Here is a 12,784-nt window from a genome sequence, read left to right as displayed (position 1 = left end):
TTGCTTGTTACAAAGGCAAGGTCCTGGAGTGGCCCGTTCGACCGGACAGGCAGCGAGTTCCACTTAAGCACCAATGGCGTTCGCATGTTGGAGAGCAGCGCTATGACGCCCCATGTCGTTGCCGCGGATGTCTCACGCGCTCTGCTATCCGGCATGAATGACAAGGTCGAGCTCAGAAAAGATTTTCGTTTTGGAGGCAATCTTCAGCAACCCCTACTTTTCCCCTGCTGCTAACATGCAAAAAAGTCGGAGGGAGATGCCGTCAATAGGGACGCAGCTTTATCAAGCGTCGGACTTCTCGGGAAAAAAGCAGTCTTTCTCCTAAAAACAACAGACCGGGCTAGACCGTGAGCTAGAACTCCGGTCGACAGCTCTCATCGGCGGCTGGGGAAGGGAGAATCGTATGAATCTTGTCGATCATTCGCCAGAAAAAAAAGAAAATTGGGAAAGGGTACATCGCCCATGAATAAGAATTATCGCATCCTCGATCTCATTCGGCGCGATCGTTCGCCGCATGAAAAACATCTCATCGATGGCCTGGTCGACGGCCGGGTCAGCCGCCGTGACTTTATCCGCCATGGCAGCCTGCTCGGCGTTTCGCTGCCGCTACTAAGTCGCATAAGTGCCGTCGCCGGTTTCGGTGGCGTGCCTTCCCTCGCTCGGGCCCGAGGTACGCCCGGCGCCACTATTCGTGTTGCTATCAGCACGCCCGCCGCCGCGATCGATCCGATGACAACCTCCGACGGCCCTGGCTATGTCATGTTGCAGCAAGCCGGCGAGTACCTATGCCTGGATGGCCCAGACCTTGTGCTGCGTCCGCAGCTGTCAGAGAGCTGGAAGCCAAATGATACCGGCACGGTCTGGACCTTCAAGTTACGCAAGGGGGTGAACTTCCATAGCGGCGGCGAGATGAAGGCGGACGACGTCGTGGCCAGCATCGACCGTCTTGCCGATCCGGCGAACGCATCTAATGCGCTGTCGGTGTTCGCCGGGATACTGCAGAAAGGCGCGACCAAAAAGGTCGACGATTACACGGTAGAGTTCCACCTCGAAGGACCCAATGGCAACTTTCCTTACCTGGTGTCGTCGGACAATTACAATGCCATCATCCTGCCTGCCGGCTACAAGGGCGATTACGAGAAGAGCTTTGACGGCACCGGGCCATTCAAGCTGGAGAAATATACGCCAAAAGTCGGTGCGTCTTTCGTAGGCAATGAGGATTATTGGGGCGAGAAGGCAGTGCCTCTTCGCACTGAATTCACCTTCTTTGCCGATGAACAGTCAGCGGTCCTAGCGCTGCAAGGCGGTCAGGTAGACATCATAAACACGATATCGGCTCTGGCTGCTATTGGCCTGTTTAATGATCCTAATTTCGATATCCTGAGTGTGAAATCTTCATTGCATAACCAGCTTCACATGCGCTGCGACTTAGACCCGTTCAAGGATCCGCGCGTGCGTCGTGCCATCGGGCTAACCCTCGATCGCGATAAACTGGTCGCGGGATTGATGAAGGGCCGAGCCGTGCCCGGCAACGACAGCCCGTTTGCCCCAGTTTACCCCTCGACTGAAACCAGTGTGCCCCAGCGGAAGCAAGACATCGGTCAGGCGAAGCAACTCATCGAAGCGGCCGGCATGGGCAACGGGTTCAAGGTGACGCTGACTACCGAGCATGTCATCGAAATTCCCGAATACGCCCAACTCATTCAAAACTGGGTCAAAGAGCTCGGCATCCAGATTGAGCTCAACATACTCGATCAGGGCAGCTATTACGGAGATGGCGCGTTCGGCAAATCGAACTGGCTAGATTCGGTGATGGGCATCACCGACTACGGCCACCGCGGTGTACCCAATGTCCTGCTTGCCGCTCCGCTCACAAGCAACGGTACCTGGAACGCCGCGCACTTCAAGAACAAGGATTACGACACACTCGTGTCAAGCTATATCGCTGCCCTTGATCTAGAGGCGCAAAAGGCTGCGGCCGGCAAGATTGAGAAGCTGCTGCTTGATGAGACGCCGGTGATCTTCGGATACTTCTACGACGCGCTGGTGCCAACCGCGAAAGGTGTGACCGGCGTGCAGCCGACGGCCACGGGGCAACTTTTCCTCGACAAAGCGTCGAAGGCCTGAACCGAAATTGAAGCCAATCGTCTAACAGCCAGCTCCTCACCGGGGCTGGTTCCACGCGGAGTATAAGCCATTCGCTGCTTCCTTGTCCGGCGTGTGTCGCTATCGCTGGTGACACTTTTCCTGCTCAGCATCATGGTGTTCCTGGGCGGCCAGGTGCTGCCCGGCAATGTCGGGCGCGCGATCCTGGGGCCATTCGCCGACCAGCGCGCGGTCGACGCGCTCAATCACACGCTCGGCGTCGATCGCCCGCTACTCACCCAGTATGCCACCTGGATCTGGAACTTCGTCCGGGGAGACATGGGTACGTCCTACATCTTCCGCTCGCCCGTGGCGCCGTTTGTCATCGATGCGCTGGGCAATTCGATGAAGCTGGCGGCGGTCGCCTTCGTACTAGTGGTGCCGATCGGCATCCTCGGCGGCGTCATTGCCGCACTCAACCTCAATCGGCCGCTCGACCGCATCATCAGCCTTGGCGGCCTGTCGGTGACGGTACTGCCGGAATTCGTCACCGGCATTATCGTGATCCTGGTCTTCGGCGTATGGCTGCGCTGGCTGCCTATCTCGGCGGCATGGCCTAAGGATGCCGGCTTCTTCACCCAACTCTTTTACCTGATCCTGCCCTCGCTGCCGCTGTTCCTGGTGCTGTTCGGCTATATCGCCCGCATGTCACGCTCCGGTATGATCGAAGCGCTCGATTCCGACTACACGCGAACGGCCGTGCTGAAGGGCCTGCCGTGGCGCACGGTGATCTGGCGGCATGTGCTGCGCAATGCGCTGCTGCCGACCATCACAGTCATCGCGACGCAGACCGGCTATCTCATCGGCGGTCTCGTCGTCATCGAAACGCTGTTTCGCTACCAGGGCATCGGCTCGCTGATCTTCACGGCGGCGCGGGGCAAGGATTTCCCGATGCTGGAATCCGGCATTCTCACCATCGGCATCGTCTATGCGGTGGCCACCCTTGTCGCCGACTTCCTCTATTCCGTGCTCAATCCGCGCATCCGGCTGGGGTCAGATCAATGAGCGCCGTCCAGACCACCTCCCCCACACCAGACGACACAAGCAGGCGCGGCCCGCTGGCGGAGGTCTTTTTCTCGCTGCTGCGCTCCCGAACATTCCTTGTTGGTTTCGCCATCGTGCTGTTCTGGGTTGCCTGCGCGCTGTTCGGTGAGCACTTCGCGCCCTACGATCCGCTGGCCGACGACATCATCAATGCGCTGGCGCCGCCCTCTTCCGAACACTGGTTCGGCACCGACAAGATCGGCCGCGACGTCTTCTCGCGCGTCATCGTCGGTTCGCGCGACATCCTGACCGTCGCCCCGCTGGCAACCTTGCTGGCGACGGTGGCCGGCACCGCGCTCGGCCTCATCACCGGCTATTTTCGCGGCCTCGTCGACGATGTCGTCAGCCGCATCCTGGAAGCCTTCATGGCGATCCCGGTGGTCATCGTCGCGCTGCTGGCGATCGTGGCGCTCGGCACATCCAAGACGACGGTCATCGTCGTCATCGGCCTGAGCTTCGCGCCGATCATCGCTCGTACCGTGCGCTCGGCAGTGCTGGCCGAGCGCGAACTCGACTATGTCGCCGCCGCACAGCTAAGACACGAAAGCGCTTTTCATACGATGTTCGTCGAGATCCTGCCCAACGTCATCCCGCCGATCCTGGTCGAAACCACCGTGCGGCTCGGCTACGCCATTTTCGCCGTCGCCACGCTCTCCTTCATGGGTTTTGGCATCCAGCCGCCCTCGCCCGACTGGGGGCTCTCGATCTCCAACAATTACGGCATGATCGGCGGCGGCTTCTGGTGGACGGTGCTGTTCGATGCGCTCGCCATCGCCTCGCTGGTGATCGGCGTCAACCTGGCGGCCGACGGCGTTCATGGAGCGCTCAATGACTGATCCCGCCAACGCTAAAAACGCGCTCGAACTGCACGACCTCTCTGTCGCCTACCGCGTCGCCGGCCGCAATCGCGCTGTGCTGCGCAACCTCAGCCTCACCATCGGCCAGGGCGAAGCCTATGGGTTGGTCGGCGAATCCGGTTGCGGCAAGTCGACAGTGGCGCTCACCGTCGTGCGCTATCTGCCGCGAAACGGCTCGATCACCGGTGGCGCGATCTCGCTCGACGGTCAGAACGTCATGAAACTGGACGCCGAGGCGCTCAGGCGGGCGCGCGCGGAAAGCGTCTCCATGGTCTATCAGGACCCTGGCAAGGCGCTGAACCCATCGATCCGCGTCGGCCGCCAACTGACTGAGATTTTTGAACTCGGCGGCATTTCGGGACAGGCGGCCACCGACCGCGCGATTGCGATGCTGAACCGCGTGCGCATCTCCGATCCCGTCAGCGTCATGCAGCGCTACCCGCACCAGCTTTCCGGCGGCATGCAGCAACGCGTGGCGATTGCCATGGCGCTGGCCAACGATCCCTCGATGCTGATCCTCGACGAGCCGACCACCGGCCTCGATGCGACCGTGGAGGCAGAGGTGCTCGAACTGATCGCGCAACTCAGGCAGCAACTATCGGCCTCGATCCTGTTCATCAGCCACAATCTCGCGGTTGTCTCAAACATGTGCGACCGGGTCGGTGTGCTTTACGCCGGCATGCTGGTTGAGGAAGGGCCGACAGAGGTGGTGTTCAACGATCCGCGCCATCCCTACACGGTCGCCCTGCTGCGCTGCCTGCCGCGCGGTGGCCAACGCAAGGACCAGGGCCGGCTCGACACCATTCCGGGTTTTTTGCCGGGCATCGGGGCTGACATCAAGGGCTGCGCCTTCGCCGACCGCTGCGCGCTCGCCGACGACCGCTGCCGCAGCGAATTGCCACCGCTTTACGATCTGGGTGACGCGCGGGGAAGCCGGCTGTCGCGCTGCTTCCATCACGACAAGGCGCAGGCGCTGCCGCGCGCGACACCGAGCGATGTGGCGCCCGCACCAAAGCCGGACGCCGCACCGGTGCTGCGGGTCGCCGGGTTGAATAAGACCTATGGCAACGCTGTACGGGCGGTGAAGGACGTATCACTCACGCTACGGTCAGGCGAGACGCTCGGGCTGGTCGGCGAATCCGGCAGCGGCAAGACGACCTTCGCCAAGCTGCTGCTCGGCCTGGTGCCGCCAGACGCAGGCGGCACGATCGAACTCGAGGGAAAGGCGCTGGCCCCGAGGCTGGAAAACCGCGGCGATGATCAGATCAAGGCGATTCAGATCGTGTTCCAGAATCCCGATTCGGCGCTCAACCGCTCGCATTCGATCCGGCACCTGATCAGCCGCGCGCTGAAGCGGCTGGCGCGCCTAAGCGGCAAGGCGCTGGAGGCTCGCCTCGACGACCTCGTTCGTTCGGTACGGCTGACCGAGCGGCATCTCGCCGTTAAGCCACGCCAGCTTTCGGGTGGGCTGAAGCAACGCGTCGCCATCGCGCGCGCCTTCGCCGGCGACCCGCGCGTCGTCGTCTGCGACGAGCCGACCTCGGCGCTGGACGTGTCGGTGCAGGCGGCCATTCTCAACCTGCTCGCCGACCTGCAGTCGAAGGAGGGCGTCAGCTATATCTTCGTCTCGCATGATTTGGCGGTGGTGCGGTACCTCTCCGACAAGATCGCCGTCCTCTATCTCGGCCGTATCATGGAGATCGGACCATCCGAACACGTCTTTTCCTGCCCGCATCACCCCTATACCGAAGCGCTGCTGTCGGCAGTGCCCAAACTCGATCAGACGGAGACGGCGCGTATTCGCCTCGACGGCGAGATCCCCAGTGCCACCAACCCGCCGTCGGGCTGCGTGTTCCACACACGTTGCCCGCGCAAGATCGGTCCGATCTGCGAGCAGCAGGAGCCGCCGCTGAACGAAGCGCAGCCGGGCCATTCGATCCGCTGCCACATCCCTTATACTGATCTTGCCAAGCTTCAGAACTCGACGCCGCTGCAGGAGACTTCGGGTAACCAACTCATAGCGTGTCAAACGGATTGGGATGAACAAACCCCGCGCGCCGCGGACAACCAGCCCGACTATATTGGTGTACAACTATCGGAGCTCTCTTCGGATTCAGTAGTTAGATAATGAGGCAAGAGGGATAAAAATGAAGCCAGATCCCTTACTTGAAGCGTGCTTGGTGCCTAGCGCCATCGACGTTCGATTGTGTGGAAAAACGGTACGCGCTACGAGATTGGGCCGCCCGACCCGTCGCGTTGGGGCGCCATGTTAGCCGCTACTTAGCTAGTGGCGAGATATTCTGTCGCCTCGTCACGTTTGATGGCCAAAGATACGGTGCAGAGCTCCCTAAACCGGGCCGTAAAGTTCTCGAGGTAATTGCCAGTGAGTCTATTCTGATCATCATGAGACCAACACCACCAGAACCTACTGCCCATTCCGGAGACGGCTTGCATGCTATTACTACCGTCCCAGTGCCTCTGAGCCCAAACTTTGCGCGTGGCGAGCCGCGGCCCAGAGACGCTGCGATTTCTCCAATAAAAGCCCCTCCTCCTATTATCTTAAGAGCTCGCAGAGATGTGAAGGGTCAGAGGCGTCGAGCTATTTTTATAAACGTTTTCGTTGCTGACTAGGGCCACCTTAGTGACAAAATAGAACAACGGCTTGTTGCTACATACCTCTATTCGGAGGAGGAGCTGATGTTGAGGAGGGCCTAATACTTTGGCTTTTCTGCGGTCTTTAAGAGGTTTTGGCGGCTCCCTGAGAGGAATATCGTTGTACCAAACTTACCGTTTGCTAAGTCTTAACAATTGCCGCAGGCTACCTCGTGCGGGGCATCACGACGGTGATGCCATTTGCGATTCCGGTCCCGTCGTGGCCCAGAGGTGCCTCACCATCTTATGGTCGACGTGAGGGCGGCATGATGGATGACAAACGCCTGCGACCGCCGCTTCCCCATGCCGAGCCCCGAATCAGGGTGCTTCATGACGACGTCACGATTGACCGGTATCGTTGGCTTCGCGACCGGGAGAATCCCGACGTCCGCGCGTATTTGGAAGCTGAAAACAGCTACGCGGAGCAGGCGACAGCTCACCTGAGAGTACTCAAGGCGGAACTGATTGCGGAGATCGATGGGCGTCAGCCTTGCGAGGACATCCCACCGGCGTTCCAAGTCGGACCGTTCGAGTATTTCCAAAAAGCCGAGCCGGGCCTTCTACATCCGAGGTGGTGGCGGCAGTCGGCAGCCGGAGATTCTATCGTGCTTCTATTAGATCCGAACGCGCTCAAAGGGGCGGAAGTATTTTATCAACTCGGTGTCTTCGAGCCGAGTGATGACGGGCGCTACGTGGCTTTCAGTTTTGATGTTGTTGGTGACGAGAACTATGAGCTGAGGGTCAGGGACGTGGAGACCGGCCGTGACGTCTGGCAGGGCTCGTGGCACGCTGTGATGGTAGCTTGGGCCGCGGATGGTCATACTCTGTTTTTCACGCGCGAGCGGCCTGACCTGCGGCGACAACCGCATGAGCTTATCCGGCTGGACGTCGCAGCTGGGAGCTCTGAGGTGGTGTTCGAGGAGGTGGACGAGCGACTGAACCTGCGGATAAGGCGCTCTGATAGCGGCGCCTGGCTATTTCTGGAGGTGAACGGCTTTAATCGAGCGACGGTGGAAGTGTGGTGCCTTCCCGCCGACCAACCGAGCGTTGCGTGGCGCCGGTTGGTAACGCGTGATTTTGGTCACCAGGTCGTTCCCGAGCACTGGCAAGACAAGTTCCTGTTCCTTGTCGATGATGCCGGGCCGTATCGGCGGCTGGTACGTGCGCCGATTGACGATCCGTCACCTTCGGGTTGGGAAGAGGTCATACCGCATCGGAACGGCGTGATGCTTGAGGAGGTCCACTTACTCGAAGACCACCTCGTTCTGCTGGAGAGGGACGGCCTTCGTCCTCGCCTGGTCTCCCTCGACAAAACCGGCCGGACTGGATCGACGATCGTTCCTGACGAGCCGAGTTGCACCTTGACCATCGGCTTGTCGGCAGGGGGGCATTATTCGGTCGCAAGACATGCCTTTCGAGCCTCGAGGCTGACCTACAGTATCAGCTCGTTCGTGAGGCCGGACACCGTGGTCGAGCATGACCTCGCCGACGATAAACCGGCAGTTCGCTACCAGGCCCGCATTCCGGGGTACGACTCGGCTCAATATGTGGCGGCGGTCGTCATGGCGGACGCAGAAGACGGAGTGCAGGTCCCAATCTCGTTGGTGGCGCGGCGCGATCGGGTGAAGCCGGGGCCGGTCATATTATACGTCTACGGCTGTTACGGAAAGTCGATTTGGCCCTCGTTCTTGGCTCGGTACTTATCCATGACCGCGGTTTTGAGCCTGCTCGATCGCGGCGTTGCTTTGGGAATAGTGCACGCAAGAGGGGGTGGCGAACTCGGACGCCTATGGCACGAGGCGGCTACCCGCGATCGAAAGGGCATTACCTACACAGATCTGATTGCTGCAGCGGAAGGGCTCGTTGAGCGGGGGCTCGCCACTCGCGACGGCATCGTCATCGAGGGACAGAGTGGTGGCGGGGGTACCGTGCTTGCCGCGGCCGCGTTGCGGCCCGACTTATTTCGCGCCGTGCTTGCCGAGGTTCCAGTTGCTGATATTTTGGATACTGAACTGGACTTCACGCTTCCGTACGCGCTACAAGAAACGGCAGAGTACGGGGATCCACACATTGCCCACGAGTATCGGTACCTGCGCAGCTATGACCCCTACTATAATCTCAGCGCCGATCGCCCACTTCCGCCGACCTACATCGACGGCGCGCTTGACGATGGTCAGGTACTCTACTACCAGCCCGCCCGCTATGTGGCGCATCGTCGGTCGTGTGCGGCCGATCGCGACCCCGAGCTTGTCTTCCGCACGCGGATGGTGGGCGGCCACAGCGGCGCTTCACATGGGCCTGGCGTCGCCGAGGAAACAGCATTTCGCATGGCGTGGGTTCTCGACCAGCTCCGATGCTCGAGCGGCTGAAAGGATTCAAATCTTGGCACTGGAGTCACACGGGGATGTACAAAGCGGCTCTGTTGGCAAAGACTTCAAACTACTCGAGTCTGTTCACCTAAGTTGTGTGCTCGACTAATCGGTCAAGTCGACGGCACGCCCACGTCTATATGCTGAAGCTCTCGGCTCAAGAAGCGAAGCTCACTACAGATCGTGCCCTCGATGCCTATGCTGGATCAGAGCAGCGTCAGGATTGGCTCACGCGTGGACCGCTAGGGATCACGACCCGCTGAACCTTGTCGCTCACAAGCTTGGTAGTGCTTTGCAAAGCTTGCCACAGGAGATCATAATAGTTGCGGTTGGAGGGTCACAGATCTTGACAACGCGTTGCTATTCGCCCGCGATGTCCGCATGGTGTCGTTTACCTGCGGAGTTGCAACAGCCGTTTGGCGATGCTTCAGCAATCGTGACAACGCCGTACCGTGTCTTCTGGTAAATATCCCGGCAAATCGCACTAAGGCAAAAGGGGCTGCGAAGCATACGGACTCAGATCTCTCGGCGATTTGCCGCTGCCTCATGAGCGCCCGAAAGGCTGGAGTTTCCGCCCGCGCTGCAGCTGGACCTTATGGTTGTACCTATTTCTTGCGGTCTAGAACCTGCCGCCGAAACAAGCTTGACAGAAACGGGGGCTGTTACAATTCGGCAAACGTGGCAAGGTGGCGAAGCACTAACCCTGGCGACGCATCGCCGCGGCATCCTGTTCCGGCCACACAGCAAAGGCTGCCGAAGAAACCCGACGTCGAGGAAAATTATCGTACTTTGAGTAACTGATATGAACAAGCTGGACCGCATGGATTACCGCATTCTCAATGTGCTCCAAGAAAACGGCCGACTCCCAATCAAGATCCTAGCCGACAGAGTCGGCATTTCCGTGTCGCCATGCTGGCAGCGGGTCAAAAAGCTCGAGAAAGAAGGGATCATCCGTCGTTACATCGCAGAAATAGCCATTGAAAAATTACGAACTGTCCAGATAGTTTTAGCCAAAGTGGTTCTAGCACGACAAAACCGAGAAGCGCTAGAGTTCTTCGAACGGCATATATGCGCCATTCCAGAAGTCGTTGAGTGTTACGAGGTAATGGGACAATTTGACTTTCACATAAAGTTCGTCGTTTCCTCAATTGACTTGTATACTGAAATCGCGGAGAGACTCTTAACTCCTGAGTTTGGTGTTGAAAGGTATTTCACCGACATAGTGAGCCGCGTTGCCAAAGAAGATCGGTCCATCCAGTTGGGCAGTTTCATCTGATTGTCCGTTCCAAAAATTAGTACGCCTGGATGGGTATCCACGGTGACGGCCGCCTTGCTGAGGTAGGCTGAGGGCTGCAAGTCCTAGTGCAAGCACTAGGAGTAGCCCTATGACGAAGCATCAGATCGAGGTGACCACATCAGTCGAGCGGCGTCGGCGCTGGTCTCGCAAGGAGAAGGAGCGGCTGGTCGCGGCGACGTTTGAGCCTGGAGCCAGTGTTTCGGAGATTGCAGGGTCGGCCGGCATCCATGTGAGCCAGCTTTTCCGGTGGCACAAGGTACTCTGCCAGATCTCCGAGCCGTCCGTGCCGCAGCTCGTTCCCGTGGAAGTCGTCGAGGCGCTGCCAGCGCCGCAACCGCCGGCGACGCCATCGCCGATCTCCTGGCCGCGCAAGAACAGCAGCATGGTGACGATCGAGCTTGGCGGCGCCCGCCGCCTGCGGGTCGAGAGTGATATCGACAGCGAGGCGCTCACTGGCTATACGGATATGCGGAAAGATTTTCCGGGTCTTTCGCTGATGGTGCAGGAGACCTTGAAGCGCGATCCGCACAGCGGTCATCTGTTCTGTTTCAGCGGGCGGCAGGTTGGCCTGATCAGGTGATCTGGCACGACGGCCAGGGTGCTTGCGTATTCACGAAGAAGCTTGAGCGCGGCCGCTACATCTGGCCATCGGCGGCCGACAGCACGGTCGTGATCACGCCTGAACAGCTTCGGCTATTTGCTCGAAGGCATCGACTGGCGGATGCCGCATAAAACCTGGCGTCCAAGCTCGGCGGGATGAGCAAAACCGCTGGTATGGCGGGAGCGAATATGATTCCATCGCGCCAATAACCGGTGCGGCCGATCAGCTTCCTGACGATCTTGTCAGCGCGCACCTTATGATCCTGGCCGAGCGTGCGGCCCGCCGGGAGGCACAAGCACTCGCCGCTCGCGCGCAGGCCATGAACTCGCACTCGGATCCGCTGATCGCGCGGCTCAGGCTGGAGATCGAGAAGCTGAAGCGCGAGATCCATAGCAGTCGCTCGGAGCGGAAAGCCCGGCTTCTCGAACAGGTGGAGTTGCAGCTCGAGGAACTGGAAGCCGACGCCGGCGAAGAGGAGCTGGCGGCGGAGAGCGCAAGCGCCCGCGGCGCAAGCCGCTGAACCGGCAAAGTAGCGCTATGCCCGCGAGGGCATCGACCTCAGCCTCTCGACACTGCTGGACCAGGTCGGAGCTGGTACTGCGGCACTGAAGCCGGTTCATGCGCTGATCGAAATGTGCTTGCCGCCGAACGTCTGCATGGTGACGACACCACCGTGCCGATCCTGGCACGCGGCAAGACCGATACGGGGCCCATTTGGACTTACGTCAGGGATGATCGGCCATTCGGAGGGCAGTCGCCGCCGGCGGCGCTCTATTATGCCTCGCGCGATCGGCGGCAGGAACATCCCGAGCGTCATCTGAAGAGAGCTTCAGCGGCATTCTGCAGGCCGACGCCTATGTCGGCTACAACCCGCTGTTCAAGGCAGACCGTGACCCCGGTCCGCTGACCCAGGCGCTGTGTTGGGCGCATGCGCGCCGCAAATTCTTCGTGCTTGCCGGCATCTCCGCCAATGCCAAACGCGGCAAAAACGCCGCCCCGATCTCACCGATCGCGCTCGAGGCCGTCAAGCGCATCGACGCGCTGTTCGAGCGCGGGATCAAAGGCTTGCCGCCCACGAACGGCTGCAACGACGCTGGCAGGAAAGCCGTCCTCTCGCCACCGAACTTGAGGCCTGGCTGCGAACCGAGAGGGCCAAACTGTCGCGCAGTTCTCCAGTTGCCGAGCCTATCGACTACATACTGAAGCGCTGGGATGGCTTCACGTCCTTCCTCGGCGACGGCCTGATTTGTCTCACCAACAACGCCGCCGAACGGGCGTTGCGTGGTTTTGCTCTCGGCAGGAAAGCTTGGCTGCTTGCAGGCTCCGATCGCGGCGCTGATCGGGCAGCCTTCGTGGCAACCCTGATCACACCGCAACGCTCAACGACGTAGATCCGCAGGCCTGGCTGGCCGATCTTGCGCACATGGCCGATGCCGATCTTCAGGCCGGAGCAATTGCCCCTGGAATTGGGTGGGATCGTCAGTAAAAGCCGTTGTTGCGTAAGCTCTGATGGCTCACAAAACCGACAGAGATCAGCCAGACAAAAACCGAGCTCTTGTTCGCGATGTATTGCTTCGCGATTGCGATCCGATCGGCACATCGGGCATTCCCGAAGCTAAGGACGAATATGACGATTATGCCGACGTCGTGCTCGGGATGCTGACCCACGAAACGTGATGGCAAAAGACATAGCCGGCTATCTCTTCAAAATCGCACAGAGGACATGGGCTGTCCGATCGCAAGATGGCGAAGCTGTGCCAGCCGCAGAACTAGTCGTGGCGCTTCAGTCAAACTTTTAGGAACAGGCTTGAGCTACCTG

9 protein-coding genes and 2 pseudogenes are annotated in these 12,784 nt (G+C 59.7%); all 11 read left to right on the top strand.

Annotated elements, in window-relative coordinates:
- Positions 1–462 precede the first annotated feature (462 nt).
- Positions 463–2,127, top strand: coding sequence for an ABC transporter substrate-binding protein (locus NKJ57_RS27325; RefSeq protein WP_352513410.1), 1,665 nt, complete (start codon positions 463–465; stop codon positions 2,125–2,127).
- A 69-nt stretch (positions 2,128–2,196) separates the two neighbouring features.
- Positions 2,197–3,150 carry an ABC transporter permease gene (locus tag NKJ57_RS27320; protein ID WP_352513448.1) on the top strand — a complete coding sequence of 318 codons (954 nt, stop codon included), beginning with the start codon at positions 2,197–2,199 and terminating at the stop codon, positions 3,148–3,150.
- The gene (locus NKJ57_RS27315) at positions 3,147–4,025 is read left to right on the top strand and encodes an ABC transporter permease (RefSeq protein WP_352513408.1); all 879 of its coding nucleotides are present in this window, start codon (positions 3,147–3,149) and stop codon (positions 4,023–4,025) included. Before NKJ57_RS27320 ends, NKJ57_RS27315 begins: the two co-directional genes overlap by 4 nt.
- On the top strand, positions 4,018–6,174 hold the full coding sequence (locus tag NKJ57_RS27310; protein WP_352513406.1) for a dipeptide ABC transporter ATP-binding protein: 2,157 nt from the start codon (positions 4,018–4,020) through the stop codon (positions 6,172–6,174). The genes NKJ57_RS27315 and NKJ57_RS27310 overlap by 8 nt, the downstream gene beginning before the upstream one ends.
- A gap of 790 nt (positions 6,175–6,964) precedes the next feature.
- Entirely contained in the window at positions 6,965–9,067 is a 2,103-nt protein-coding gene (locus tag NKJ57_RS27305; RefSeq protein WP_352513404.1) for a prolyl oligopeptidase family serine peptidase, read from the top strand.
- A 134-nt stretch (positions 9,068–9,201) separates the two neighbouring features.
- Positions 9,202–9,478 (top strand): annotated as a pseudogene (locus NKJ57_RS27300) (aldehyde dehydrogenase family protein); the annotation flags it as partial.
- Positions 9,479–9,869: 391 nt separating this feature from the next.
- Positions 9,870–10,343, top strand: coding sequence for an Lrp/AsnC family transcriptional regulator (locus NKJ57_RS27295; protein ID WP_352513402.1), 474 nt, complete (start codon positions 9,870–9,872; stop codon positions 10,341–10,343).
- A gap of 109 nt (positions 10,344–10,452) precedes the next feature.
- Positions 10,453–10,944, top strand: coding sequence for an IS66-like element accessory protein TnpA (gene tnpA, locus NKJ57_RS27290; RefSeq protein WP_352513400.1), 492 nt, complete (start codon positions 10,453–10,455; stop codon positions 10,942–10,944).
- Positions 10,941–11,096, top strand: coding sequence for an IS66 family insertion sequence element accessory protein TnpB (gene tnpB / locus NKJ57_RS27285; protein WP_352513398.1), 156 nt, complete (start codon positions 10,941–10,943; stop codon positions 11,094–11,096). The genes tnpA and tnpB overlap by 4 nt, the downstream gene beginning before the upstream one ends.
- 125 nt (positions 11,097–11,221) lie before the next feature.
- Positions 11,222–12,468 (top strand): annotated as a pseudogene (gene tnpC / locus NKJ57_RS27280) (IS66 family transposase).
- 6 nt (positions 12,469–12,474) lie between these two features.
- Positions 12,475–12,642 (top strand): hypothetical protein, encoded by a 168-nt coding sequence (locus NKJ57_RS27275; protein ID WP_352513396.1) that lies wholly within the window; start codon positions 12,475–12,477, stop codon positions 12,640–12,642.
- Positions 12,643–12,784 lie beyond the last annotated feature (142 nt).

Origin of the sequence: Mesorhizobium sp. M0077 (assembly GCF_040322955.1) — a bacterium.
Classification (GTDB): Bacteria; Pseudomonadota; Alphaproteobacteria; order Rhizobiales; family Rhizobiaceae; genus Mesorhizobium.
Note: the sequence above shows the minus strand (reverse complement) of the source record. Positions and strands in the feature narration are given on the sequence as shown.

What these genes read in the sequence shown, in the direction of transcription:
- NKJ57_RS27325 (WP_352513410.1), top strand. Translation starts at nt 463, where the DNA reads ATGAATAAGAATTATCGCATCCTCGATCTCATTCGGCGCGATCGTTCG.
- NKJ57_RS27305 (WP_352513404.1), top strand. Translation starts at nt 6,965, where the DNA reads ATGATGGATGACAAACGCCTGCGACCGCCGCTTCCCCATGCCGAGCCC.
- tnpA (WP_352513400.1), top strand. Translation starts at nt 10,453, where the DNA reads ATGACGAAGCATCAGATCGAGGTGACCACATCAGTCGAGCGGCGTCGG.
- NKJ57_RS27295 (WP_352513402.1), top strand. Translation starts at nt 9,870, where the DNA reads ATGAACAAGCTGGACCGCATGGATTACCGCATTCTCAATGTGCTCCAA.
- NKJ57_RS27315 (WP_352513408.1), top strand. Translation starts at nt 3,147, where the DNA reads ATGAGCGCCGTCCAGACCACCTCCCCCACACCAGACGACACAAGCAGG.
- NKJ57_RS27275 (WP_352513396.1), top strand. Translation starts at nt 12,475, where the DNA reads ATGGCTCACAAAACCGACAGAGATCAGCCAGACAAAAACCGAGCTCTT.
- NKJ57_RS27310 (WP_352513406.1), top strand. Translation starts at nt 4,018, where the DNA reads ATGACTGATCCCGCCAACGCTAAAAACGCGCTCGAACTGCACGACCTC.